26 protein-coding genes, 1 tRNA gene, 1 other RNA gene and 1 other annotated feature are annotated in these 26,809 nt (G+C 32.9%); of the genes, 1 reads left to right on the top strand and 27 read right to left on the bottom strand.

The window, feature by feature from the left end:
* Positions 1-158 precede the first annotated feature (158 nt).
* The 9 genes from ACTCDL_RS01410 to pheA all read right to left on the bottom strand — a co-directional run bounded on the left by ACTCDL_RS01410 (position 159) and on the right by pheA (position 8,002).
* On the bottom strand, positions 159-362 hold the full coding sequence (locus ACTCDL_RS01410; protein ID WP_463173462.1) for a DUF2905 domain-containing protein: 204 nt from the start codon (positions 360-362) through the stop codon (positions 159-161).
* Positions 363-1,355: a Holliday junction branch migration DNA helicase RuvB gene (gene ruvB / locus ACTCDL_RS01405; protein WP_463173461.1), complete on the bottom strand. Its 993-nt coding sequence runs from the start codon at positions 1,353-1,355 to the stop codon at positions 363-365.
* A gap of 17 nt (positions 1,356-1,372) precedes the next feature.
* Entirely contained in the window at positions 1,373-1,966 is a 594-nt protein-coding gene (gene ruvA / locus ACTCDL_RS01400) for a Holliday junction branch migration protein RuvA (protein WP_463173460.1), read from the bottom strand.
* A 275-nt stretch (positions 1,967-2,241) separates the two neighbouring features.
* Entirely contained in the window at positions 2,242-3,210 is a 969-nt protein-coding gene (locus ACTCDL_RS01395; RefSeq protein WP_463173459.1) for a BofC C-terminal domain-containing protein, read from the bottom strand.
* 128 nt (positions 3,211-3,338) lie between these two features.
* A complete protein-coding gene (locus ACTCDL_RS01390; protein ID WP_463173457.1) occupies positions 3,339-4,001 on the bottom strand; it encodes an HAD family hydrolase in 663 nt (220 codons plus the stop codon).
* A gap of 23 nt (positions 4,002-4,024) precedes the next feature.
* Positions 4,025-4,810, bottom strand: a complete 786-nt coding sequence (locus ACTCDL_RS01385) for a PhzF family phenazine biosynthesis protein (protein WP_463173456.1) — start codon at positions 4,808-4,810, stop codon at positions 4,025-4,027.
* Positions 4,811-4,858: 48 nt separating this feature from the next.
* A complete protein-coding gene (locus tag ACTCDL_RS01380; protein WP_463173455.1) occupies positions 4,859-5,479 on the bottom strand; it encodes a hypothetical protein in 621 nt (206 codons plus the stop codon).
* Positions 5,480-6,071: 592 nt separating this feature from the next.
* Positions 6,072-6,836 carry a YebC/PmpR family DNA-binding transcriptional regulator gene (locus ACTCDL_RS01375; protein ID WP_463173454.1) on the bottom strand — a complete coding sequence of 255 codons (765 nt, stop codon included), beginning with the start codon at positions 6,834-6,836 and terminating at the stop codon, positions 6,072-6,074.
* A 329-nt stretch (positions 6,837-7,165) separates the two neighbouring features.
* Positions 7,166-8,002 (bottom strand): prephenate dehydratase, encoded by an 837-nt coding sequence (pheA, locus tag ACTCDL_RS01370; protein ID WP_463173453.1) that lies wholly within the window; start codon positions 8,000-8,002, stop codon positions 7,166-7,168.
* A gap of 131 nt (positions 8,003-8,133) precedes the next feature.
* On the opposite strand from pheA, the gene ACTCDL_RS01365 reads away from it, so the two are divergent.
* Positions 8,134-8,325: a hypothetical protein gene (locus ACTCDL_RS01365; RefSeq protein WP_463173452.1), complete on the top strand. Its 192-nt coding sequence runs from the start codon at positions 8,134-8,136 to the stop codon at positions 8,323-8,325.
* Between the two features lie 132 nt (positions 8,326-8,457).
* Here the strand turns inward: ACTCDL_RS01365 and ACTCDL_RS01360 are convergent, their stop codons facing one another.
* From ACTCDL_RS01360 to recO, 18 genes are all read right to left on the bottom strand, one after another.
* Entirely contained in the window at positions 8,458-8,742 is a 285-nt protein-coding gene (locus ACTCDL_RS01360) for a DegV family protein (RefSeq protein ID WP_463173511.1), read from the bottom strand.
* A 327-nt stretch (positions 8,743-9,069) separates the two neighbouring features.
* Positions 9,070-9,437, bottom strand: an RNA gene (gene rnpB, locus ACTCDL_RS01355) — RNase P RNA component class A.
* Positions 9,438-9,911: 474 nt separating this feature from the next.
* On the bottom strand, positions 9,912-10,628 hold the full coding sequence (locus ACTCDL_RS01350; RefSeq protein WP_463173451.1) for a zinc ribbon domain-containing protein: 717 nt from the start codon (positions 10,626-10,628) through the stop codon (positions 9,912-9,914).
* A 93-nt stretch (positions 10,629-10,721) separates the two neighbouring features.
* A complete protein-coding gene (locus tag ACTCDL_RS01345; RefSeq protein WP_463173450.1) occupies positions 10,722-11,840 on the bottom strand; it encodes a Nif3-like dinuclear metal center hexameric protein in 1,119 nt (372 codons plus the stop codon).
* A gap of 35 nt (positions 11,841-11,875) precedes the next feature.
* Entirely contained in the window at positions 11,876-12,565 is a 690-nt protein-coding gene (locus tag ACTCDL_RS01340) for a tRNA (adenine(22)-N(1))-methyltransferase (protein ID WP_463173449.1), read from the bottom strand.
* 231 nt (positions 12,566-12,796) lie between these two features.
* Positions 12,797-12,872: transfer RNA gene (locus ACTCDL_RS01335), tRNA-Asn, on the bottom strand.
* A gap of 118 nt (positions 12,873-12,990) precedes the next feature.
* Entirely contained in the window at positions 12,991-14,076 is a 1,086-nt protein-coding gene (rpoD, locus tag ACTCDL_RS01330; protein ID WP_463173448.1) for an RNA polymerase sigma factor RpoD, read from the bottom strand.
* Complete coding sequence (dnaG, locus tag ACTCDL_RS01325) at positions 14,076-15,896, bottom strand: DNA primase (RefSeq protein ID WP_463173446.1); 1,821 nt, start codon at positions 15,894-15,896, stop codon at positions 14,076-14,078. The genes rpoD and dnaG overlap by 1 nt, the downstream gene beginning before the upstream one ends.
* A gap of 244 nt (positions 15,897-16,140) precedes the next feature.
* A complete protein-coding gene (locus tag ACTCDL_RS01320; RefSeq protein ID WP_463173445.1) occupies positions 16,141-16,581 on the bottom strand; it encodes a YaiI/YqxD family protein in 441 nt (146 codons plus the stop codon).
* A gap of 296 nt (positions 16,582-16,877) precedes the next feature.
* Positions 16,878-17,453, bottom strand: coding sequence for a flavodoxin family protein (locus tag ACTCDL_RS01315; RefSeq protein ID WP_463173510.1), 576 nt, complete (start codon positions 17,451-17,453; stop codon positions 16,878-16,880).
* A 773-nt stretch (positions 17,454-18,226) separates the two neighbouring features.
* Positions 18,227-19,204: a class II fructose-bisphosphatase gene (gene glpX, locus ACTCDL_RS01310; protein ID WP_463173443.1), complete on the bottom strand. Its 978-nt coding sequence runs from the start codon at positions 19,202-19,204 to the stop codon at positions 18,227-18,229.
* 220 nt (positions 19,205-19,424) lie between these two features.
* Positions 19,425-20,246, bottom strand: coding sequence for a pyruvate, water dikinase regulatory protein (locus ACTCDL_RS01305; protein WP_463173441.1), 822 nt, complete (start codon positions 20,244-20,246; stop codon positions 19,425-19,427).
* A gap of 13 nt (positions 20,247-20,259) precedes the next feature.
* Positions 20,260-20,916, bottom strand: a complete 657-nt coding sequence (locus ACTCDL_RS01300; RefSeq protein ID WP_463173440.1) for a helix-turn-helix transcriptional regulator — start codon at positions 20,914-20,916, stop codon at positions 20,260-20,262.
* A gap of 145 nt (positions 20,917-21,061) precedes the next feature.
* Positions 21,062-21,589 (bottom strand): ankyrin repeat domain-containing protein, encoded by a 528-nt coding sequence (locus ACTCDL_RS01295; RefSeq protein ID WP_463173439.1) that lies wholly within the window; start codon positions 21,587-21,589, stop codon positions 21,062-21,064.
* Between the two features lie 494 nt (positions 21,590-22,083).
* Positions 22,084-24,153 carry a glycine--tRNA ligase subunit beta gene (gene glyS, locus ACTCDL_RS01290; RefSeq protein WP_463173438.1) on the bottom strand — a complete coding sequence of 690 codons (2,070 nt, stop codon included), beginning with the start codon at positions 24,151-24,153 and terminating at the stop codon, positions 22,084-22,086.
* The gene (glyQ, locus tag ACTCDL_RS01285) at positions 24,146-25,030 is read right to left on the bottom strand and encodes a glycine--tRNA ligase subunit alpha (RefSeq protein WP_463173437.1); all 885 of its coding nucleotides are present in this window, start codon (positions 25,028-25,030) and stop codon (positions 24,146-24,148) included. The genes glyS and glyQ overlap by 8 nt, the downstream gene beginning before the upstream one ends.
* Positions 25,031-25,196: 166 nt before the next feature.
* Positions 25,197-25,368 (bottom strand) — a binding site (T-box leader).
* A 25-nt stretch (positions 25,369-25,393) separates the two neighbouring features.
* Positions 25,394-25,819 carry a DUF4342 domain-containing protein gene (locus tag ACTCDL_RS01280; RefSeq protein WP_463173435.1) on the bottom strand — a complete coding sequence of 142 codons (426 nt, stop codon included), beginning with the start codon at positions 25,817-25,819 and terminating at the stop codon, positions 25,394-25,396.
* Between the two features lie 11 nt (positions 25,820-25,830).
* Positions 25,831-26,574, bottom strand: coding sequence for a DNA repair protein RecO (gene recO, locus ACTCDL_RS01275; protein ID WP_463173433.1), 744 nt, complete (start codon positions 26,572-26,574; stop codon positions 25,831-25,833).
* Positions 26,575-26,809 lie beyond the last annotated feature (235 nt).

Genomic DNA, 26,809 nt, shown 5'->3' with positions numbered 1-26,809 from the left:
TCAGTTTTAAATAATAAATATTGTGATAATAAAAATTCATGATATTAGAACATTTTAATAAATGTGTGAGTGAGTTGTTTGGCACTGAAGTTTGCTCACACAGTCACTAATCACTCACACTTATATAAAAGGTCTAGCTTTACCTCTCTAAGCACAAATCATCTAAACAATTTCAGAAGCAATGACAATACTAAACTGACCAATACCCCTGTTGTTAGTGGAAAATAAAAGCTAAAGTTCTCCTTCTTAATATAGATATCCCCTGGTAAACGCCCAATTGGAAGACCTGATTTAATAAGTATTCCTACAATAATCAAAAGCACCCCTATCAAGATAATCTGTCCACCAAATAAATCTTTCATCTAACTTCCCACCTCGAGATTAAAATGCTTATAAGCTAAATCTGTTACCTTTCTTCCCCGTGGTGTCCTGTTTAAGTATCCAATCTGTAATAAATAAGGCTCGTAAACATCTTCAATGGTCTCCCGTTCTTCATTGATAGCAGCAGCTAAGGTTCCTAAGCCCACTGGTCCACCTTTAAATTTCTCGATAATCATCTTCAGCATCTTTCTATCGACTCTATCTAGACCTAATTTATCGACATTCAACCTATCTAAGGCATCATGAGCAATCTCTTCAGTGATAATCCCATCACCCTCAATCTGAGCAAAATCTCTAACCCTTTTCAAAAAACGATTGGCAATTCTGGGTGTGCCTCTAGAACGTAAAGCAATCTGCTTAGCTCCAGCCTTCTCAATTCCTACCTGTAAGACCTTAGCAGCTCTTAAAATAATCTGGGTCAATTCATCCTCAGTATAGAACTGTAGCCGATTAATCACTCCAAATCTATCACGTAATGGTGAAGTCAAGCTTCCTGCCTTAGTAGTAGCACCAATTAAGGTAAAGGGTGGTAAATCCAAACGAATAGAACGGGCTTGAGGACCTGTACCAATTACAATATCCAAAGCAAAATCCTCCATTGCAGGATATAAGGTCTCTTCTATCACCCGATTTAAACGGTGAATCTCATCTATAAAGAGAATATCATTTGGTTGTAACTTGGTTAAAACAGCTGCTAAATCGCCAGGTTTTTCGATAGCTGGACCTGAAGTTGTCTTAATATCAGCCCCCATCTCATTAGCAATAATATTTGCTAATGTAGTCTTTCCTAATCCTGGAGGTCCATATAATAGAACATGATCTAAAGAATCTCCCCGCTCTAAAGCTGCTTGAATAAATATCTTCAGATTCTTCTTTATCTCCTCTTGTCCGATATAATTGTCGAACTTATTAGGGCGTAAATTAAAGTCTATATCCTCTTGCTTCTTAGTTGCTGATACAAATCTATCTCTCATCTTCTCTTCCTCCTACCCTAGCTCAAATGAAGTAGAGCATTCTTGATAATATCTTCTACAACCATCTCTTTGTCCTCTCTAATTACCTTAGCTACTGCTTTAGTAGCATCACCTTGCTTGTAGCCTAAGCTGATTAATGCCTGAACAGCATCTTCCATTCTACTATCACCGCTAACCACATCTATAGAGTCATTATCTAATATATTATCAAGGTCTATCTTCTCTTGCAACTCTAAAATCAATCTCTTAGCAGTTTTATTACCAATACCCTTAATCTCTTTTAAAGTATTTATCTGATTATTAACGATAGCCAGCTTAAACTCTCTAGCTGGCATAGTAGATAAAATACTTAAAGCAACCTTTGGTCCTATCTTTGAGACATCTAGTAACTGCTCAAAAAGCTCTAGAGTCTCTACATTATTAAAACCATATAGCGATATATTATCTTCACGTACATAGTGATAGGTATGTAGTTCAACCTCTCCACCTATCTGTGGTAGACTCTGCTGTAGGCTACTTGGAATATAAACCTTATATCCTATTCCACTTACTTGAATAACTATGTATTCTATATTATTTCTGATTAATTTTCCCTGTAAATAAGCTATCATACATTCCCCTCCCTAACCCTTTAATTTCAATAACTTTTACTAAAATCCTGTTTAAAAAGAAAAAAACAGCCTAGTAATGACTGCTTATAATGGATATTTTTCTTTTTTGAAACTATCTAATATATTAAAATTTGATATGGGGTTAATAGTATAAATTTAAATTAACAGTAATACTGAAATACTTTCACTTTGGTAGTTAGAAGATATATCTAATACCAAAATTATTCTATTATCTCTATATGAAGACACATTTAAATCAAATTATATATATTTACTTATTCATTTATAATACTAACTAAACCCTCTAAAACAGTTAGTAGCTCTTCTTGATTTGCCACCTCTATCCCTTTAAGCAATTCCTTCTTATCCTTTTCCGATAGCTTCTTGACTGGAATATCCTTTCTTAATTCAACTAACTCTTTAGCTTCTAAACTATCCCCTTTATAAATTGCTACATATCCATCCTTGACACCTAAAAACAACTTATTCTTTATCTCTAACTGTTCTTTATCTTCACTATTATTCTCTTGAATCTCTGATTCTAAACTATCATCACCTGGTTTCTTCAATTCCTGCTCTTTATTCTCATTGTCTGTATCGTCTTCATTTAAAGCTTGATTATTATCTATTCTCTCTTTATCTTCATCCAGCTCTGAACTATCCTCATTTATACCATCTAAAATAGACTGATTATCACTATCTTCATTTAACCAAGAGAAGAAGTCATATGTATCTGATGTTGAATCTCCCATCTTAGTCTCTTCTTCTTTAGCTGATCTTTTCTGCTGATTCTTCACAAGATCTTCTTCATTGATTTCAATGATTATCTCATCTGATTTTATCTCAGTCTTCTTATCCTCCATCTTCTCCTTAGCAACCTCTAAAATTGATTCTAGCAATTGGTTCTCTTGCTTGGTATCTTTAGAAGGATGATTCAATCTCTCTAAAAGATATTTAAGCCCTTCACTTAACTTAATATTAGTAGCTGTCTGTAACTTCTGATTTATCCTCTTCTCTTCTTTTTTGACCAGCTCTAAGATAGTCAGATTTCTTCCAACCTCCTCTTCCACCTCTGAAACCTTAGCAACATCCTCTTGCTGTTGATAAAAGTCCTCCTCCACTAGTTCTTCTCTATTTTTTTCAGATTTTTTAATATTTATAGTTGTATCTAAAATTAGATAAGTTAGACCTGCAATCATCCCAATTATAATAGGAATTATCATCAACTTGTTTAGGTGCTTCAAATCAAATCCTCCTTTAGTATTACAGTGCTAAAGTTATTATCTCCAAAGAAGGATTTGATTATAATTAGTAAAGCAAGTAAATCAAGTTTTGTTGCTGATTAAGTAGTTATAATATTTAACAACTTTAATTAGAATAAGTTTTTCAATAATTTAGCATCTATCTCTCCAATTGAATCAACAATAATATCTGCTGTTGACAAATCTTGATTTCCTGAATTGATATTCTGAAAACCAATACATTTCATCATAGCAGCTTTGGCAGCCTTTACACCATTAGTTGAATCTTCGATCACAACACAACTATTAGGGTTAATATTCAATCTTCTAGATGCTTCTGTAAAGATATCAGGGGCAGGTTTACCTTTCTCAACTTCTTCTCCACTAATAATCAAATCAAAGAAATCATGTAGATTGAGCTTAGTGAGAATAATCTCAATTAAATTCTTAGGAGATGAAGAAGCTACTGCTATCTTTATCTTTCTACTTTTTAGCTTTTCTAGCAACTCTTTGATATATTCTACTATAGGTAACTCTTTAGCTTCTGACATGTATTGAAAGGCACTATCCTTATGTAACCTTGTTAAATCTTGAATCGTCTCTTCTAACTGATATTTAGCTGTCACCCTCTCCCACAATCCTTCCATCGTCATTCCCACAAATGACTCATGCTCTCTTTGGGAGATATCCAAGCCTAGTTCATCAAATAAATCTCTTTCTATTTCAAAATATATTGGCTCACTATCAATAATAACTCCATCCATATCAAAGATAACCGCTTTTAACTCAGCCATTTAATCGCCTCCTATAGCTATAATTATTTCAGTAAACTCCCTTTTAATATCATTACAGCTTGCCCACCTAAATAAACTCTATCTTGCTCTACCCTAACCTTGATAACTCCTCCACGTTTTGAGGCTTGATAAGCTAAGAATTCATCCTTATTCAACCTCTCTTGCCAAAAAGGACCCAAACAGCAATGTGCAGAACCAGTAACTGGATCTTCATTTACTCCAACTCCTGGGGCAAAGAATCTTGAAATAAAATCATACTCTTTAGAATCAGATTTGCTAGTTACAATAACACCTCTAGCTTTAAGATCTTTTAATGCTTTAAAATCAGGACTAATCCCTCTAAGAAGCTCTTCAGATTCAACCTCTATTAAATAATCAAGGCGATTTCTCCCAACATATTTAGGCTCTACTCCTAAAGAATTAATAATTATATTAGATGCTTCAGCTTTCTTCTCTGGCTCAGCTGGAAAATTCAGTTCTATCCACTCACCATTCTTTCTTGCTGTTAGTAAACCACTTCTTGTATAAAAATTTATCTCCTTATCCTCTTTTACCCTTTTAGTCTCCCATAACACATATGCACTAGCAAGAGTAGCATGACCACATAGCTCTTCTTCATGTTCTGGAGTAAACCAACGTAAATTATAACCATCACCTTCTTTATACAAAAATGCTGTCTCTGATAAGTTCATTTCAGCTGCTACATTCTGCATCCAACTATCTTCTTTTAATTTTGATAATAAGCAGACAGCTGCTGGATTACCTTTAAAAGCTTTAGCTGTAAACGCATCTACTTGATATATCTCCATTTTTTCTTCCTCCTTAAATATTCTTGATATTTATTTTTAATGAACTTCTTAACTCTTTTTTAGATGTCTATTTAAGAAACCATCAATCTCTTTTTTATCTTCATTATTAAAAGTATATTTAAACTTATTATTAAACTCCATCCCTAATAAACTTCCCTTTGTCTTAAACTCAATAAACTCATTGTCTTCTGACCATCGATAAGATGCTATACTTTTAAATTTCAAATTCACTCCAGAAATAATGATACCACTATCAGTAATCCCTTGCTTTACAGACTGATGGACTATACGTGATAAAGTCTGACTTCCTAACATTAGTCCTACTATAAACAAGATAATGCTTGGAATAATCATAGAAAGAATAAATTCTGTTAATGTTATTATTACTAATAATATTAGTAATAACTTCTGTCTTTTATCCACTAAAGTCTGCAACTCAAAAGTAATTTCTCCCTTATTCTTTTCATTAATCACTAATCTTATAATACCATAAATTGAAGTCAGGGTTGATAAGATCCCCGATATAATAACGATCCAATCGATTAACCTTAACTCATTATATCTGAAATATCCAAAATAAAAATCAAAAAATAGGATTAATCCAGTCAATAGACTAGCTAAAAAAATAATAGCTATGCTTAATTTATAAATATTATTTGTGTTTTTCATATATTCTGCCACCTCTAAACTCTCACAACGAAATAAGGTTAAGAACAAATTGGGCTACACCCACTCTTCTATAATTCAAAATTTAATTTTCATTCTAAAAAGTAATTACTAAACCATATTAACTAAGATTAAAAACTATTACGAGAAAGCTTATCAGCTTTTCACCCCAAGGGTACTTCTTTCAGGGCGTCTCGTGTTACTTTTGCACCCCAAGATTACTTCCTCGGAGAAGAACATTCCTCAGGGCGACATTGCCCCAAAAGTAACCAAACCTACGGGTTTTAAAATACGAAAACCCTTCGTGATAAATCCAGTCTAGAGAAAAATATACCTACGAGTTTTAAAAAACAAAAACTCTTCGTGGCACAACCAGCCCACTCACTACGCAATCATAATAGTAATTATTATCAATAATCAGTTTCTCTAATCAAGACTTGATTTAACTCTAAATTCTTGTTCAATTCTTACTTCGTTCAAACAATAATTTTTTCACTCTAAAAACAAAAGAAAAGTTATCCACAACCTCTAAAAAAGCATAATTTCCTTAATAAAAAAAACACTTAAGCACATCTTGTACTTAAGTGTTAAAAAATTATAATTCATCTTCAATTTCTGTCATTACATCATCAGGAATATTAAAGTTAGCATATACTTCTTGTATATCATCTTGATCTTCTAAAGCATCAATTAACCTCAATACCTTCTTAGCATCATTAGGATCAGTTATATCAATTACATTCTCTGGAACCATTGCTATATCTCCAGAATCAAACTTATATCCTGCTTCTTCCATAGCAGTTCTAACCTCTTTTAAATCTGATGGGTCAGTTATGATCTCTACACTATCTGCTTCGATAGTAATATCCTCTGCCCCAGATTCTAAAGCAGCCATCATAATCTCATCTTCATCAATCTCATTTTCACTACGATCGATGATTAATTGACCCTTTCTTTCAAACATCCAAGCTACACAACCACTCTCTCCTAAATTTCCACCATTCTTAGATAGAACATGTCTTACATCAGAAGCTGCACGATTACGGTTATCTGTCATGATTTCCATATATAAAGCAACTCCAGCTGGAGCATAACCCTCATATACGAACTCTTCATAATTGACCCCTTCTAAATCACCAGTTCCTCTTTTAATAGCTCGTTCAATATTATCTTTAGGCATATTAGCATCCTTAGCCTTTTGAACAGCTAAAGCTAAATCATTATTAGTTTCGAGATCACCACCACCATTTCTAGCAGCAACGGTAATCTTCTTAACTAACTTTGAGAACAACTTACCCCTTGCTTTATCCTCTTTCGCTTTCTTATGTTTAATATTGGCCCACTTAGAATGTCCAGCCATTTTAATACCTCCTTATCGATAAATACAATTCACCTAACTATTCTAACATAAATTTCTTAACTTTTCAATTTGACTTTAGATACTCTTAGTATTCTCGTGAATCTAGAATAAAATTTAACCATGACGTTATATAAAAAAAGCGACATTTAGGAGGTAGGTGGGTAGGGGTTAGGAAAACTCAACTACCTAACCACCCAACCCCTAACTATCTAATAAAAAAGTGTCCCAATATCCCCATTAGGTTTCATTTTGAATTCACATACATATAGTCTACTACTTTACTAACCCCTTTATAAATATCTCTTCATTATTACTTTCCGCTATAGCAATTACAACTTTACATTATTAACTGCCTTCTTATATGAGCCTAAGAGCTTGTACCAAGAGCTCTTATACCGTACTAACTCTAAAGCCTCCTTAACCCTACTATCAAGATAATGACCTTCAAAGTCTATAAAAAAGATATACTCGCCTAACATTCTCTTAGCAGGTCTAGACTCTATCTTAGTCAAGTTGATTCCTCTAATAGCAAATTCATGTAAGATATCATATAAGAATCCTGGATGATCTTCTACCACTGAACAGATAATTGAAGTCTTATCATTCTGGCTCTTTACCCCTTCTTGCTTAGACAAGACTACAAACCTGGTACAATTATCACGATTATCCTGTATCCCTTGAGCCAAAACCTCTAAATCATAATGATCAACTGCTCTACTATTTCCAATAGCTACCCAACTCTCATCCAAAGTTGTAAGCTGTTGGATTGCTTCAGAAGTGCTATTACTGATATGAGTTTCATAATTAATTAAATTTTCTTCCAAAAAAGCACGGCATTGTGCCAAAGCCTGAGGATGTGAGATAACATGTCTAATCTCAGCTAAATCCATCTTCTTCTTCGCTACTAAACTCTGCTCAATAACCACAACTACCTCACCAACAATATTCAGCTCAAACTCTGCCAATAAATCTAAAGTCAAAGTCACTCCACCCTGTATCGAATTCTCAATAGGAACAACTGCCCTGTCAATATCATCATTGACAACGCCCAATACCAAACTCTTAATATCATTATAAGGGATAAACTCTCCTACTTGATGCTCATATTCCCTAGCTGCTACTTCTGTAAAACTTCCCTGTGGTCCTAAAAATCCTAATCTACTCACTACTTTCACTCCTAATCTATAGCAATTTTTTAAAGATCAAATACAGGCTAAGGCCCTTTTTCCAATCTATGTTAACATAAAAAAGATTTACAACATAATATATAATAAATTAATTATAAGGAGGTTCCATTATGTTCAAATTGAAGAATAATGATGACTCTTCACAAGAGCCCGTTGATGATAATAAGACAAGTAATTATAACCCTTTTACATTATTTTTAATTTTAATCTTATTGATACTAGCTGATCCCAATGCCTACTCCTTAGATTTCTTAACAGATCTCCAAGATAAACTCCAACATATTTATGGAAAAAAGAGATAACCCCTCTAAAACCAATTACTTAGGTATTGGGGCTTGAACTTCAGAGACTAAAAACTATCGGGAACCCAATACCTTTAATATTAGACTCCTAAAATAAGTTATTAAAAAACTAAAATAATTCCATACATACAATTATTGAAAAAACAAAGCTACAGTTCCTGGTCCTGCATGACTTCCTACAGCAGCTCCAATATCTGTAATAATAATATCTTTAACCTTATACTCTTGCTTAAGCTTAGTTGCTAATTTATTAGCAAGTTCACTATTATCAGTATGCCCAATTCCAATTAACTTTTCTTCTAATAGCCCTGCTCTCTCTTTAAAGGTATCGAGTATATATTTAATACAGCGTTTCTCTCCTCGAATCTTAGCCAAAGGGACAAGCTTTCCTTCAGAATCCACCTCTGCCATAGGAATGATATTAAATAATAACTTATTGTTTCAATTATATAATCAAAGGCTGACTAGTACAAATATTAACTTATACTTTAATTTTATCAGATATAATTTAATATATTCTAGCAATTAACAACATGAATTTTATTGCTTAATGAGGATATTGGGATACTTTCGTGTCGGGAATCAGGAATCAGTTATAAACACTGATTCCAGATTACTAAAAGTATCTGAATATCTCTCTATTATATTATCATTACTCTTAAATCTTTAATTCTATGTACCAAATTAATTTTAATATATAACAAAACCTCCGCTAGATAGCGGAGGTTTTTAGATAATATTTAACAAATAAGTAGACCTGTAAGCCGGGTTCTGTACCCTCACGGGTGATGAACATCCATCTAGGATGACAGTTGCCTGCCACCTCAAGCGACCTAACCCGGAAAGATGAGCGAGCTACTCTTAACCTTTCCCTACTTGGTCTTGCTCCGGATGGGGTTTACCATGCGGACTCTGTCACCAGAACCCCGGTGCGCTCTTACCGCACCCTTTCACCCTTACCTGTGCCTTAAAGGCCATCGGCGGTTTGCTCTCTGTGGCACTTTCCCTCGAATTACTCCGGCTGGCCGTTAACCAGCATCCTGCTCTATGGAGCCCGGACTTTCCTCAAGTATAGCCCATTTTACCATACTTGCGATCATCCAGTCTACTTATTTAATTATCGTTTTAGATTATAACATCTTTAATTAAGATTGTCAATAAGAAGAATTATTTTTCATCTCCTTAGCGACAAGTTATATAATATCATTTAGTCTCTATGAAGTCAATAGTTTTATGAATACATTTTTTTACAAATGATGATTTTTTGATTTTGAAATAGAGCTTACTGGGTATATTGCGACACTATTACTTTTTAAAAAGTAGACAAAAATTCTTAGGTTTGGCCTAAGGGCGGTTTACTTTTAGCATTGCCCCAAAGGTAAAGAAACCTACGATTTTTTAAAAACTCTTCGTGGCAAAAGTAGCCCATTCACTTCACAATCAAAATAGTAAAAATTGACAAATTATTATCTTTCTAGTTAAGACTTATTTGCACTTTAAATTCCATCCCAATTTTTGCTCCATTCAAACAATAATTCTTTTCGTTTTTCAAGACCTTGACTATCAACTATACACTAAAGTAAAAATCATTCTGACCAATAAAGTATTCTGCCACAGTTTTCACAATAGACTATCTCCTCACTAGACTTTACCTCTTCTACTAGATTGACTGGCAATAACATTCTACACCCCATACAATAGCCATCATCAGCCACCTCTACCACTACTCTTCCTCTCTTTCTACGATATAAATCTTCATATTCTGAAACCACCTCATCCTCTAACTTATCAAATATCTCTTCTTTAGCTGAATTTACTCTATCTAACTCTTGATTTACTTTAGTAGTACCTTGTTGATAATCTTTCTCTAGCTTTAGTAACTTTTCTTGCTTACTCTCTAAATCTTCTTGTAAAGAAACTAGTTCATCTTCTTTTGCTTCTAATTCTAGCATTAGCTCTAATAACTTATCCTCTAGCTCTTCTTTAGTCTCTAATGTAGTATCTAATTTCTCCTGAAGCTTCTGCAACTCTTTAGGATTAGAGGTGGCACCACTATAAAGTTGTTCTTTATAATCTTTCTCTTTTCTCACTAAACGAGCATCCTTGAACTCTTCTTCTTTAATCTGATGCTTTAAATCTTCCAATTCCTTATTATGCTGATTCCAATCTCTCTCTATCCTAAGCACAGCCCCTTTTAAGAGATCAATCTCTTCAACAATAGATTCTTCCTCTAAACTCTTCTTTAATCCTTTATTCTCTTGATTTAACTTTTCTAATTGATATAACAGCTCTAAAGTAGCCATTCTTATCCCTCCCAATTTATAATAAAGATCAATCTCAATCTAAAAATATACTTTTAGATATAGAAAAAAGTAGGTCGCTAAAACGACCTACTCTTAAACTATTCTAACAGGGTTAGTATTAATTTGTGATTTTAAAATTTCTACATCTAAATTATTCTTATTAACCTCTTCTATTAAATATGATACTACAGCATCTCTCATAATCTGTTCAGTTTCATAATGACCAGCATCTATCAATGTTAATCCTTCTTCTAATACTAACTGAGCATCATGATATTTAACATCTCCAGTTACCAATAAATCTGCTCCTTTAAAAGAAGCAGTTTTAATAAAATCAGCCCCACTACCACTACAGATAGCAACCTTTTTAATCTCAGTATTATCTTCTCCTACAACCTTAAGACTAGCTATATCTAAAGTCTGTTTAACCACTTGAATATATTCTTTCAAAGAAGTACTCTCCTTTAAATACCCAACTCTACCTATCCCAAAAGCTTCCCCTCTATTATCGACAGGATAGATATCATAGGCAACCTCTTCATAAGGATGAGCCTTAATCATCTTATTAATAACTCTATTTAAAATCTTACTTTGTACAATAGTCTCTAAGCGATACTCTGTAACCTCACTCAACTCTCCTTTAGTACCTGTATAAGGACTAGTACCTGCTAGGGGTCTAAAACTACCAGTACCTTTTTGCTCAAAAAAGCAGTCACTGTAATTACCAATCCAACCTGCTCCTGCTTTTGCCATAGCTTCCTTGACCTTAGATACAGATTCCTTTGGTACAAAAACGACCACCTTCTTCAATCCTTCTGCTTGAGTAACCTTTAAAATCTCTGTATCTACTAGACCTAATTTCTTAGCTAATAAATCATTTAGTCCCCCTTGAGCTATATCATAATTTGTATGAGCTACATAAAAAGCAATATCATGCTTAATTGCTTTTTGAATCATCTTACCTAAAGGAGTATTGAATCTAATATTAGAGATTCCTTTAAAGATTACAGGATGATGAGCAATAATTAAGTCTACATCAGAGCTTATAGCCTCTTCTATTACCTCATCTGTTACATCTAAAGTAACCAAAACTCTACCTACATCTTGGTTATAATCACCAAGCTGTAACCCTATATTATCCCAATCATAGGCTAAGTGCTTAGGTGCTAAATCATTTATTAAATTAGTCACTTGTTGTAGTTTCACAGCCATCCTATAGCCTCCCTAATAAAAATCTATTAATTAGCTTACCTCTCCCTCTTTAACTCTATTTCTTCTAATCTTTTAATTTTCCTCTTTAAAATTTTAATTTTTTGATTATCTGGAGAACTTTCACCAATCTTATTGATTACCTTTTCCCATTCATCCTTCAATTTATTGAAATAATCTTCTAATAAATTATCATTCTTCTTGAGCAAAAGAGGGCCTATCTCTAAGATAAAATCATCATTTACTTCCATCTTGCCTGGCTGAGCTACAATAATCTGATAAAGCTTATCCTCCTCTTTAACTAAAGCTTCATCAACAATTTTGAAATTATTCCCTACCAGCCATTTCCGTAAAGATGATGAACCAGCCATCGGTTGTAAGACCAATCTCTCTAGACTCTGAGCCAAATCATAATCATCCTTTAAAATATCGATAATAGTTCTACTACCCATTCCCGCAATTACAACTTGATCAACCTCATCTTTGCTTAAAACCGATAATCCTGATCCCTGCCTAACCTCAACTCTATCTTCAACTCCAGCCTGCTGAACATGATTTAAAGCTGCCTCACAAGGCTGTTTATTATAATCACTTGCTATGATCTTAGCAGAGGTTGTAGTCTCTGCTATATGAATTGCTAAATAAGCATGATCAGTCCCTACATCAATTACTCTAGCTGGTAAGAGTAATAAATCTACTATTTTAGCTAACCTCGGTGATAGTCTCATAATTTACTCCTTGTATGTAATATATTCTTTATTCTACCTAAAGTTTACTATAATTATTAAAAAACCTTACTACAAATGTAGTAAGGTAAGAGTTTTTAAATTATTATATATCTTAAAAACTTAGCCACCTAATTTATCACCTATTAATCAATATATTGATAATAAAGGCAAAAACTTTTAAGACTTAATAATTTTTAATTCTAATATATGTAAACTCTTGTAAAAAAACAATGGCTCCCCGAGCAGGACTCGAACCTGCGACTCGATGGTTAACAGCCATCTGCTCTACCAACTGAGCTATCGGGGAACATCAACAATTAGAATTATATATCAAAGGTATCCAAAGTTCAACTTCCATTTAAAGTAAATAGACCTAATAATCTATATTTATTGACTAATATCTAATTATATCTTTTATTCTCTATCTATGTTAAATAATCTTTAAGTTTTTTACTTCTACTTGGGTGTCTTAGCTTTCTTAAGGCTTTAGCTTCAATTTGTCTAATTCTCTCTCTAGTAACCCCAAATTCCTTTCCTACTTCCTCTAGAGTACGAGAACGTCCATCCTCAATACCAAATCTCAATTCCAAGACCCTCTTTTCACGATCTGTTAAAGTATCTAAAACACCATCTAATTGCTCTTGCAATAACATAAATGATGCTGCTACAGATGGTTCTGGGGCATCCTCATCTTCAATGAAGTCACCTAAATAACTGTCCTCTTCTTCACCAATTGGAGTTTCTAAAGATACAGGCTCTTGAGCAATCTTCTTAATCTCACGTACCTTATCCTCAGTGATGTCCATCTCATTAGCAATCTCTTCTACAGTTGGCTCCCGGCCCAACTCTTGTACTAAGTGACGAGATACTCTAATCAATTTATTGATGGTCTCTACCATGTGTACAGGAACTCTAATTGTTCTAGCTTGATCGGCAATAGAACGAGTGATAGCCTGTCTAATCCACCAAGTAGCATAGGTACTGAACTTATATCCTTTTCTATAGTCAAACTTCTCTACAGCCTTAATCAAACCTAGATTACCCTCTTGGATTAAATCTAAGAATAACATCCCTCTACCAACATATTTTTTAGCGATACTTACTACCAATCTCAAGTTAGCAGCAGCTAATCTCTGCTTAGCATATTCTTCGCCTTCTTCCATCCTTTTAGCCAAATCTTTCTCTTCATCAGCAGTTAATAATGGAACCTTTCCTATCTCCTTAAGATACATCTTTACTGGATCATCTAATGATACTCCACTTGGAATACTTAGATCTAACTCTACCTCATCACTATCATCTTCATCTTCATCTATATTATCATTATCATCATCTTTAACCTCAATTCCCATTGAGGAGAAACTTTCATAAATCTCTTCAATTTGATCAGTCTCTAAATCTATTTCAGATAATGCATCCATTATCTCTTGATAACTTATTTCACCTTCTTTTTTACCTTTAGCAATTAAACTTCTTACTTTCTCTTGAATTGCACTTTTATCTACAGACATTAATTCCCCTCCCTTCTTAACAACTGTACCTCTTTCATTAGTTCCATTTGTCTAGTAAAATCTCCATTCTTTTGTGCATCCTTTATTTCTGCATTTAGCCTTTCTATTCTCATTTCTCTTTGATACCCCTTTATTGTTTCAATATAATCACTTATAGTCTTCTCAGTATCATCTAAAAAATCATTGTCTTTTATGGATAACTCCAACAATAAATTCTTAGCATTATTGTTGGTTATAGTCTGTAAAACTTGATTAATCTCTAAAGATTTATGTTCTTGATAAAATTCAAAAATTCTAGCAAATAACTCCTTATGTTCTTCTTTAGCTAAAGCATCAATTTCTAATTGAGACTTTAAGCTGTTAATAAGATTAGGGTTTTTAAAGATAATACTTAATAACTCCTTGATAGCTTTTAAGTATTTGATTAATTTAGGATCATTTAAAGCATCTGCTAATTCAGTCTCGTTATTTATATTATTCCTATAATTACTCTTTCTATCCTGAGCCCTCATCTTAAATTTATATTTATCTATCTCTTTTCTTAGTACACCTTCACTTGTTCTTAATCTTTCAGAAATTTTCTTACAATATTCATCTAATTCAACCTTATTTTTAACCTTTGCTAAAACAGGTATAATGCCTTTGACTGCTGTTATCTTATCATCAACATTCTCTAATCTTCTTCCTTTTAAAATATTACTAATTTTAAAATCTATTAAGGTTTCTGACTGAGCTTGACTTTGACTAAACCCTTCTTTTCCTTCAGTTCTAATAAATTCGTCAGGATCTAAATCTTTTGGTAATATAATCACTTTTACCTCTAATCCTTCTTCTTTTAAAATATCTAGACCCCTCAAAGTAGCTTTAGCTCCCGCAGTATCTGAATCATAAGCTATATAAGCTGTATTAGCATATCTCTTTAATAATTTAGCTTGCTCACTGGTCAGTGAAGTACCTAAAGAGGCTACCACATTCTTGATTCCATATTGGTATGCTGTAATCACATCAGTATAACCTTCTACTATAATCGCTTCATTACTCTGTTGTATGAATTTTTTAGCAAGATTGAGTCCATATAGATTTTTACTCTTATCAAAAATCAGTGTATCGGGAGAATTTAAATACTTAGGCTGATTAATATTCTCTATGATTCTACCACCAAATCCGATAACTTGTCCTTGGTGATTGCAGATAGTAAAGATAACACGATTACGAAAACGATCGTAATAGCCAGTGTTATTTTTCCTTGCTAAAATCAAACCAGATTCTAATAATAATTGATCAGAATATCCCTTGTTCTTTAAAAATCTATACAGAGCCTCCCAGCGGTCAGGAGCAAATCCTAACTGAAACTCTTTAACAATATCCTTCCCAAAACCACGTTGATTTAAATATTCCTTGCCTTTATTTCCTATATCAGAGCTTGTCAAAAGATAATTATAAAAACGGGTGGCCAATTCATGTATATGCAATAATTTCTTCTTCTTATCATATCTTTTCTTAGCTTGAGGATTGGCTTTATGTTCAGGTAAACTCAGTCCAGCTCTACCAGCTAAAGATTTAACTGCTTCTCTAAAATCAATCCCTTCTACACCCATTATAAAGTTAAAGATATCCCCTCCAGCTCCACAACCAAAGCAATAATACAACTGTTGCTCAGGGTTTACAAAGAAAGAAGGAGTATTTTCATCATGAAAAGGACATAACCCTTTATAACTCTTTCCTGAATGTTCCAATCTAGTATAATCAGATATAATATCGATTATGTCATTATTAAAACGAACCTGTTCTATGAAATCCTCACTATAAGCAAAACTCAACTCTTTTCACCCTCTAGCTTAAATGATATCTTCTAATTTCATGTAGCATATAACTTGATAAAGCAGTTACTCTAAACTACTTATTCTATAGTTATATTAAACCCATAAATAAATTAAACTTAGCACTGAACATAATTCCCCTAACTTGTCCATAATAGAGAATCCTGTGTAATAATAGTTCTACATTTATTATGAAGATTATACTAAACATAGAGTCTAATGATAATCAGAAAAGCTATTTCTTCTATCCCATTTGAGTTATTAATTCAATTAAATTAACTTTAAACCTCTCTCTATCCTCTTTAGAGTATTTACTCTGCTTTGAGATATACTTTCCTTGTCGTCTTAGTTTGGTAGCTAAATGCCTTTTAGCTAATAGATAATTTATCTTATTTTTAGTAAAGACTCTGCCATTAAAAGAGAGTGCAGAGGCTCTCTTAGCTAAAATTAAAGAAGCTAAACCATAATCATTAGTTATAACTATATCTCCAGGTTTGACTCGATTAACTATCTTCATATCCACTTCTTGATAGTTACTATCAACAGTTATATATTCAACATCTTCCCTATTAACTGTCCAGTGAGCAGTGCTTATAAAAATTATTACTTTAACCTTATACCTTTCTGAAACTCCAGAAATAGTCTCTTTGACTGGACATGCATCTCCATCAACTAAAATTTTCATCCTATACTCCTCATAATTATACTTGACAGCAATTACAACTTTTCGACAGTAAAGCACAAATCCCTTCTTTATAATTAAAAAAAGTATAAATTAATAAGACTTAACAAAAGAAGAATCTTAGCTAGCAAATATTCTATTAAGATACTTATTGATGATTTGATAAAAATCTATGATTGAATAATAATTATATTAGAGTTCTTAAATTAACAACCCTTATTATTCCAAAAAAAATATTATTTATTCTATTAATTTTAGACTATCAAAATAAGATTAGATAATAAGAATCTATATTTATATTATTTAATCAATCTGGCAATTCTTTGCCCCAGTATTTTAGCTCTTTTCTGCCCTTCCAAATCATCTTTAGCATTACGCTGACTACAAGCACCTTGGTGTCCCATATCTGTATCTTCAGATCCATCACCTACTATCATCATACCTTGAATCATCATCATATCATGTAAAGCATTAACTGTGGTCTCTTGTCCTCCATATCTAGAAGCACCTACAGTGATCGTACCTCCTATTGTATTGAACAAAGACTTTTCACTTCTTAAAGCTCTAGTCATATCCCAAAATGCTTTTAATTGAGCTGTAACTGTTCCAAAATAGACAGGACTTCCTAAGATAACCCCATCTGCCTCTGCTAATAATTCATAATATTCTTCTAATGAAGTTCCTTTATAACAAACCTTACTACAAGGGCTTGAACATTGTACACAAAAAGGTTCCTTTAACTCCTTTAAGGCATCTCTAACATGAATTAATTCCGTCTCTACACCTTCGTTTTGAGCAGCCTCTAAGGCCTTAGTCAATAAAAAAGCAGTATTTCCATTTCTATTTGGACTTCCATTAACTGCCAAGAGCTTCATCATATCCCACCCTCTCCGTTATAATATTCTATGTTATATTACAATAAAAACTTTAAAACTCCTTTAATTTTTAGAGTTAAAATTTTATAAAAGATCAAAAAACTTAACTTCTATGTATAGAATAAAAAAATTTAAAGCTCTATAATAAAGGGATTGACCTTTACTCTACTATCAATAAAAAGGTGGTATAATATAGAGATATTACGACACTTTTTACAATTAAAAATTAAGAGTTAAAAGTTAAGAATTAAAAGATTTTAAAGCTTTTTAAACTGAAGAAAATTAATGTTTGAGCGGAGCAAGTATTCTAAAAAAATAATAGTTCATAAAATAATCTTTGAAGTAGGACTCTTAGCTATCTTATTTTCAATTAATGTTGATTGTGTAGCGAGTTTAATTTTCTTCTTGATTTTTTGGTTACTTTTTCATCAAGGAAAAACGTAACCCGCCCTTAGGCGGAACCTAAGAATTTTGTCTACTTTTTAAAAAGTAAAAGTGTCGCTATATACCCATAAAGTTATAATATCTATATTAGAATTCATCTAATTGCTTCCCTTTTTAAGATTATAACAATAATCATCCACTCTTCACCAAAACTAATATACAAAAAGAAATTTCGCTCTAAAATTTAGAACGAAATCTAATAATATCTTATAAAAAAACTGCCTTATCTTTTATCTTTAATTAGAACTAGTTAATTTGATAGTATAGATTAGCTATAAGAAAGAACTATGTATTATATAAAAGTATTAAATCGATCAAATAATCATCAACTAAAAGTTAGCAACTTCTTTTTCTAAATAGATGTTATTAGTGACTCTATGTTCTAATTTAATATGTCTAACCTTATTAGTTGAACTATTCATTACTATAGAATGAGTCTCTACCCAGTTATGATAATGTTGAACACCCTTTAATAATTCACCATTGGTTATTCCTGTTGCTGAAAAGATAACCTCTTCTCCTGATACTAACTGGTCAAGGGTAAATATCTGATTTATATTAGTAATTCCCAACTGCTTAGCCTCTTCAACCTCTTTATCATTATGAAAGATTAATTGACCTTGCATATCTCCACCTAAACATTTTAGGGCTGCTGCTGTTAATACTCCTTCTGGTGCTCCACCAATTCCATATAACAAATCACCTTCCTGATTAGCTAACCCTACTGCAACTCCTGCTACTACATCAGCTGCATTAATCAATTTAACTTTAGCACCGACTCCCCTAATCTCTTTAATCATCTCCTGATGGCGCGGTCTATCTAAGATAATTACCTTAATATCAGAGATCCTTTTACCCTTTGCCTCAGCTACAGCCTTGATATTCTCTGTAATACTGGCTTCTAAATTAATAACTCCTCTAGCCTCAGGACCAACTGCTATCTTCTTCATATACATATCAGGGGCACTGAGTATTTTCCCCTTTTTAGCAATTGCCACTACTGCTAGTGCATTAGGCAAATCATTAGCTACTAAATTAGTTCCTTCTACTGGATCAACTGCTATATCTATCTCACAACCTACTCCCAGCCCTAGCTTCTCTCCTGTGTATAACATCGGGGCTTTATCTTTCTTACCTTCTCCAATTACCACCTTACCTCTAATCTTCATCTTATTAAACTCTGCTCTCATAGCATCTACAGCCGCCTGATCAACTAAAATTTTATCTCCCTTTCCAATCAAAGGGCTAACTGCCAAAGCTGCTGCTTCTGTCACCTTTACAATCTCTAGTTCTAATTCTCTTCTCACTATTATCCTCCTCTTATAATAAGTAATTATAATTCAAAATCAACATATATCTAAATTATTATATACTTATTATACTAATTCTTTATAAAAAGTGCAACACTTTTATTTAAAAAGTACAACATAAATATTTTTAAAGGGAATTATATGATATAATAATAAAGAAAAAAAGCCCCAAACATCAAAGTTTAGGACTTAAATATATAAGTTCAAATTAAAACTTTTATTTAATTTTATTTAAAATCTCATCAGCTATGTCTTCAATAGCTTTATTGGTGATATCAATGACCCTAGCCTCTATCTTCTTCATAATCTTTTTAGCATACGTTAGCTCTTCTTTTATTCTGTCCATACTGACATAATCTCCACCTTGATTAAAAGCCATTAACTTAATTCTATTCTCTCTAATTTTTTGTAGGCATTGTGGGTCTATAGTTAAGCCTATTATCTTGTTACTATCTATTTCATATAGCTCCTTAGGTGGAATAACCTCAGGAGATAAAGAAACTGTAGCCACATTATAATTCTGCTGAGATAAATATATACTCAAAGGAGTTTTAGAGGTTCTAGAAACACCAACCAAGACTAGATCTGCTTCTTTTAATTTATTTAAATTTCTGCCATCATCACACCTTAAGCTAAAATCAATACAAGAAATCTTTTCAAAAATCTCATAATCAATATTATAGCTTAATCCCACCTCTAATTGGGGTTGTTGATCCAATGCTTGAGAAAAACTGTTGATCATTGGACCCAATATATCTATTATTGGCAAGCCTAAACGGTTGGCTTCACTCTCCAGATAAGCAGATAATTCTGGTAAAACAATGGTATAAGCTAATAGTATATTATCAACTTGCATTGCTTCATCTATAATTGATGCTAATTTATCAATATCTGATATATCAGAAAACTTCTTTATCTTGATTCTATCATTATCAAATTGAATCGCTACAGAATTGAGTATAGTTTCAGCTGTTTTCCCAGTAAAATCTGATATAGCAAATACAGTCAACTCATTTTCACTTATATTATTATTTGACAAGTCAATTTCCCTCCTATATTTGCAACTTACAATCAACAAAAATTCTGGCAATAGTAGTCTTACTGACCCGCCCAATCACCTTAAACTTATCTTCTATAACTTCACCTGCTTGATCAGTCAACTGCTCTACTACTGGCAAACTATCAACCTCATAGTCTACTATCTTTTTAGCAGCTTCAAAAACAGTATCCTCATCTTTTACAGTAAAAAGATGAGGCATTCTAGTCATTACCACACTGACTGGCATCTGATTTATATCGGTCTCTCCTATTGTCATCTTTAATAGATCTTTTCTAGATAATACACCTACTAAGATCTCATCATCATCTATTACAAACAAGGAACCTACATCTTCCAAAAATAGCTTTACTATTGCATCATAGACTGAAGTTCTCTTTTTAACAACAACAGCTACCGATTTAACTTCTTTTACTTTCTTACCATATATCTCTTCTAAATTATTTAAATATCCACTTCCCTCTGAATATGTATAACCAACTTTGGGTTTCGCTTCTAATAGACTGGCCATAGTCAATACAGATAAATCAGCCCTTAAAGCACCACGGGTTAGGTTTAATTTATTTGCTATCTCTTTACTAGTAATGGGTTCGTTATTTTTTACTATTTCAATTATTCTCTTCTGTCTTTCACTTAGGTTAATCTCAATCACCCCTAATATCAGATTATACAGTGTATTAAATTACTTACACATATAATTATTTCACCTTATATATAAATATATCCTGCACTTTTAGAGTAATTAATCTGATAGTTACTAGATAAAATCAAATATATCTCTATTTTAAACTTTAACTTTATCCTACAAAATCAAAAATTTCCTCTTTATTATATTCCTTAGCTATTATCTTTGGAGTCTTTCCATTTTTATCTTCCATCTTAGGGTCTGCACCAAATTCAATTAGTGTACTAGTTACATCTTGATTATTATTCTCTATTGAATACATTAAAGCTGTACGCCCTACATTCTCAGAAGCATTAACCTCTGCTCCTGCCTTAATTAGAGTATCTATAATTTCAACATCCTTATTATATCTTGAGGCATACATTAAAGGAGTTCTTCCCAGTTCACACTTAACATTAACATCTGCTCCTGCATCAATAAGTAGTTTAATTACTTCTAAGCTCTCTTTATGCCAGATAGCAAAAATTAAAGCAGTAGATCCAGCTCTATTTTTAGCATTTACCTCAGCTCCAGCTTCAAGCAACTCTTCAATTACCTCTATCTCAGCATTATTTAAAATAGCTTCCATCAATGGTGTATCTCCATACTTATTTCTTTTATTGATATCTTCCAATAGATCTGTAGAAACGCTAGTTGTCATACTAAATCCCCCTTAAGATATATAATTTATTCTATTTTTTTACATTTATCTTCTATATAATATTATAACACATTTATTTAATAGTGCAACACATTATTGAAAATTAATCTAATTACTTTGATTAAAAGTACAAATTGAACCTTATATATAGTTCTTCTTATTTATATACTCACTAATGAAAGTAATTATGCCACAAATATAAAAATAATTTTGAAAATAAGAGTTGATTATATAATATGATTTAAATATGACGTTACATAGAGATATTGCGACACTTTCGTGTCAGGAATCGGGAATCTGGAATCAGTGTGTTTTGCTGATAACTGGTTCCTGACTCCTGATTCCTAAAAGTATCGCAATATACCCATAATATCTAATTCTCACATATCTATAAAAAAAGAGCTACCCAGTTAAATACTAAGTAACTCTTATTATCCTTATTTTATTCAATATCTATACAGATAAGATGAAAAGTAATTAGACCCTATCATTAATTAATCGATTACAACCTTAGTTAAATCAGCAATCTTAACTAATAAATTAGAGATTGAATTTAATAATCCCAATCTATTCTCTTTAATTTCCTCATCTTTTGCCATTACCATTACAGAATCGAAGAAGTTATCGATTGCTTCCTTTAACTTAGCAACCTCTGTTAACGCTTCTACATAAGCACGCTCAGCAACTAAACTATCAATCTTATCCTTAGCATCTTGATAAGCTGAATATAGCTCTCTTTCACTATTATCTTCAAATAACTCAGGGTTAATTTCTGTATTATCACTCTTACTTGCTAAGTTAGCAACACGATTAAAGGCTGTAATTAACTCTTCAAAGCCTTCATCTTCTCTATACTCCATCAAAGCAGTAGCTCTAATTAAGGTATCGTTGATATTAGTAAAGTTGCTTGCTAAGATAGCCTCACTAACATCATATCTAACCTCTGCCTCCTCTAATAGATTCTCTAGTCTTAGCTTAAAGAAGTCCAATACTTCTGCTTTTACTTCTGCCTCATTTCTTTGTAACTTATCTTGCTTCTTAAGAGTAGCTAAGGATTGCTCGATTAGATAATCTAAGTCTAATTCCAACCCTGTATCAACGATAATCTTAACAACTCCTTGAGCCTGACGGCGTAAAGCATAAGGATCTTGAGAACCTGTTGGTATAATTCCCACACTGAAAAATCCAAGGATACTATCAATCTTATCAGCAATACTTACTATAATCCCTGCTTCAGTACTTGGCAAGATATCCTCAGCATAACGTGGTAAGTAATGTTCAAAGATAGCACTTGCTACCTCTTCACCTTCTCCATCATTTAAGGCATAATAGCTTCCCATCACACCTTGTAATTTGGAGAATTCATCAACCATACCTGTTACTAAATCGGCTTTAGATAATTTAGCAGCTCTTTTAGCTTGCTCTACCTTGTCTGCTGATAATCCTAATTTAGTAGCAAATTCACCAGATAACTTGACTATTCTATCTACCTTCTCATAGATAGTACCTAAATCCTCTTGGAAGATAACATTCTTTAGCTTATCTACCTTAGTGGCTAAAGTCTCCTCTTGATCTTCTTCATAGAAGAAGATCGCATCAGATAGGCGCGCTTGTAATACCTTCTCATTTCCTGCTCTAACTATATCAAGATACTCTTCATTACCATTTCTGACAGTAATAAATAGATTTAGAAGATTTCCTTTCTTATCTTCAACTGGGAAGTATCTTTGATGCTCTCTCATAGAAGTAATTAGTACTTCAGAAGGTAGTTCTAAGAAGTGCTCAGAGAAGCTACCACATAAAGCAGTTGGATACTCAACTAAGAAGTTAACCTCTGTTAATAGATCTTCATCTATCTTTACAACTACATCTTTCTTTTGAGCAATGGCTTGAATCTGCTCTACTATCATCTCTCTACGCCGATTATGGTCTACAATTACAAACTCTTTCTCTAACTTAGCAAAGTACTCAGCTGGACTATCAATTTCTACCTTACCTTCACTTAAGAATCTATGACCTTTACTCCAATTGCTAGCTTGAACACCTGCTATAGAAAACTCTACTCTATCCTCTCCATAAAGACTTAGAATCCATTTAATCGGTCGAACAAATCTCATATCTTCACTAGCCCAACGCATAGATTTAGGGAAGTTTAATTTATTGATAATCTCTGTTAATAATTTTGATAATAACTTGTCAGTAGCTTGTCCTAACTCTTTTGTACAAGCATAGACATACTCATCTCTAACATCTAATTCTTCTGGAGTAATTCCTTGTCCACGTGCAAAGCCTGCTCCCGCTTTACTAGGCTTACCCTCTTCATCAAAGGCGATTCTAACAGCAGGACCTCTAACTTCTTTCTCTAAATCACTCTGTTTTTCTGCTACATCTTTAATCAGTAAGACCAACCTTCTTGGTGTACCAGTAGCTTCTACTTCTCCAATCTCAATCCGATTATTAGCAAATATCTCTTTAGACAATTTAATTAATTGTTTGAAAGTATAATCCATAAAACCCGCTGGAATCTCTTCTGTTCCAAGTTCTAATAATAAATCCTTACTCATTATCTTTACCCTCCTTTAACAACGGATAACCCAACTCTTCTCTCTGCTTAACATAATTCTCAGCACATTTTTTGGCCAAAGTACGTACTCTAGCGATATAACTAGTCCTCTCAGTAACAGAGACCGCACCTCTAGCATCTAACATATTGAAGGTATGTGAGCACTTCAATACATAATCAAAAGTCGGTAAGACTAGACCTTCATCAGCAATTCTAGTCGCTTCTTTTTCGTATAGATTAAATAATGTCAATAATGTATCTACATCAGCAATCTCAAAGTTATAAGTAGAGTGTTCTACCTCACCTTGATGATGGACATCTCCATACTTAATTCCTTCCACCCACTGAATATCAAAGACACTATCCACCTCTTGCAGATAGATAGCAAGACGCTCTAAACCATAAGTAATCTCTACAGATACAGGCTTACACTCAAGACCTCCTACCTGTTGAAAATATGTAAACTGGGTAATCTCCATACCATCTAACCAGACTTCCCAACCAAGCCCCCAAGCTCCTGTAGTTGGGTTCTCCCAATTATCCTCTACAAATCTAATATCATGCATCTTAGGATCTACACCTAACGCTTCTAAACTCTTTAAATAAATCTCTTGAATATTATCAGGAGATGGTTTCATAATCACCTGATACTGATAATAATGCTGTAAGCGGTTAGGATTCTCACCATAGCGACCATCTGCAGGTCTTCGGCAAGGCTCCACATAAGCTACATTCCATGGTTCTGGTCCTAAAGACCTTAAGAATGTAGATGGATTCATCGTACCAGCACCAACCTCAACATCATAAGGCTGTCTGACAATACATTTTTGTTCAGACCAGAATTGATTTAAGGTATTGATCATATCTTGAAAATTCATAAAAAATCCCCCTTTTTTGATTCAATTAATAGTTAAAATTTAAAAGTTAATAGTTATAATCTATTCTCAACAACCTTTTTATCTTTTTTTATTTTATTACTTAACTATTAACTATAAATTATGTACTGTAAACTAAAAAACCCCCTCCCTAATAGTAATTTCTACTATCAGGGACGAGGTTACCCGCGGTTCCACCCTGTTTAATCCTTTTTAGCAGGATTCACTTTATTATCAGTTACTCCCAAGCGCCCTTCATCAGATTGCTATGCTAGGCTTCCACCATCCCTAGCTCTCTTGAATAGCAAATTCTAACTACTCCTCTTGTTCTTTGTAACTAACTTCATCTATTTTTCCTTAAATATATCAGAATTCATTTGAATTGTCAATATCATTCTCAGCCCTATCTGCTAGTCTATTAAGCCTCTCAACTTCTATAGTACATTTACTAGCCAAGGCTACTATTCCTGCTAAAACTGTCAGATAAGGTGCAATTACAGTCCCTACTACACCTGCTGTTACTGGGATATCTACTAATACCCTATCATCTTTTTTTACTCTAATTCTTGTAACATTACCCTTTCTAATCAAATCTTTAACCCTGCCAATAACCTGCTGACCTCTTACTTGAAACTCTTCTTTAGTATATTTCTGTTTTTCCTCTTTTTCTAACTTAATAATTGCTTCTAAGACATCACCATCAACAGACCTCAAAGTCTCTACAGCCTGCTCATAATCAACCCCTGTTCTCTCCCTAATCACATCTACCTTCTCTAACTCTTCTGTTATCATAGTTCTCCTCCTTAATTAAACTCTTTTAAACTTTCTATAAAAGAGATAGACTTTAATTTTTTATGAATTAAAGATTGAATATAATAAGGTATAATCTCAGCCAATTCCTTTCTTGCATACTCAGGTAGCTTCATCTGTAACAACTTCTTATAGTCCAATTCCAGGATCTTCTTCATATACTGCACTGTTCCCATACTTATCTTTTTAGCCCAATTAAAAGAACAAGTACAGACCAGTCCTCCAGCCTCACCATTAAATCTAATATTCTTAGTTAATTTATTCCCACATTCTACACAACTATCTAAATAAGGCTCATAACCCAATAGTTTAAGTAATTTTAATTCAAAGACCCTAATAATCAATTCTAGTTCATCTAAACTATCTATTAGTCTTAATGTTAATAATAAGAGACCAAAGACCCATTGATTCTCTTCATAGTCTGTAGTCAACTCATCAACTACCTCTACTACATAAGAAGCATAAGCCATCTTATCTAAATCTCCTCTTATCTTAGTAAAAGACTCCTTTATATCACATTGACTTAATTTACCCAAATCAGATTTGCCTTGATAAACTAAAACATTATTATATACAAAAGGCTGTAATCCAGCAGATAGAGTACTCTTGGTCTTACGTACACCCTTTGCTACTATCTTAATCTTCCCTTTTTCTCTACTATAAAGAGAAATAATCTTATCAGCTTCCTTAAACTCATAATTTCTTAGCACAATGGCATCTGTATCAAAGAGTGGCATAGCATCATTCCTTTTTAATTGTTAGTATTAAATAGTCTTCTCCACCTAGCCAAAATATCCTCTTTGACACAAACTACTCTAACCATAGTTTATGCAAAAAAATAAATTTAACTCATTATCACAATTAAATATTGAGATCATACGCGTTAACTTAAGCCGAATTTTGACAATTAGTCAATGGAATAGTATATTCCATCAATCTGTCTAAAGTTGTTTTTCGCTTACGTTTCTCATA

The organism is Orenia sp., assembly GCF_055140805.1.
The sequence above is the reverse complement of the archived record's forward strand: the minus strand, read 5'-3'. Positions and strand labels throughout refer to the sequence as shown.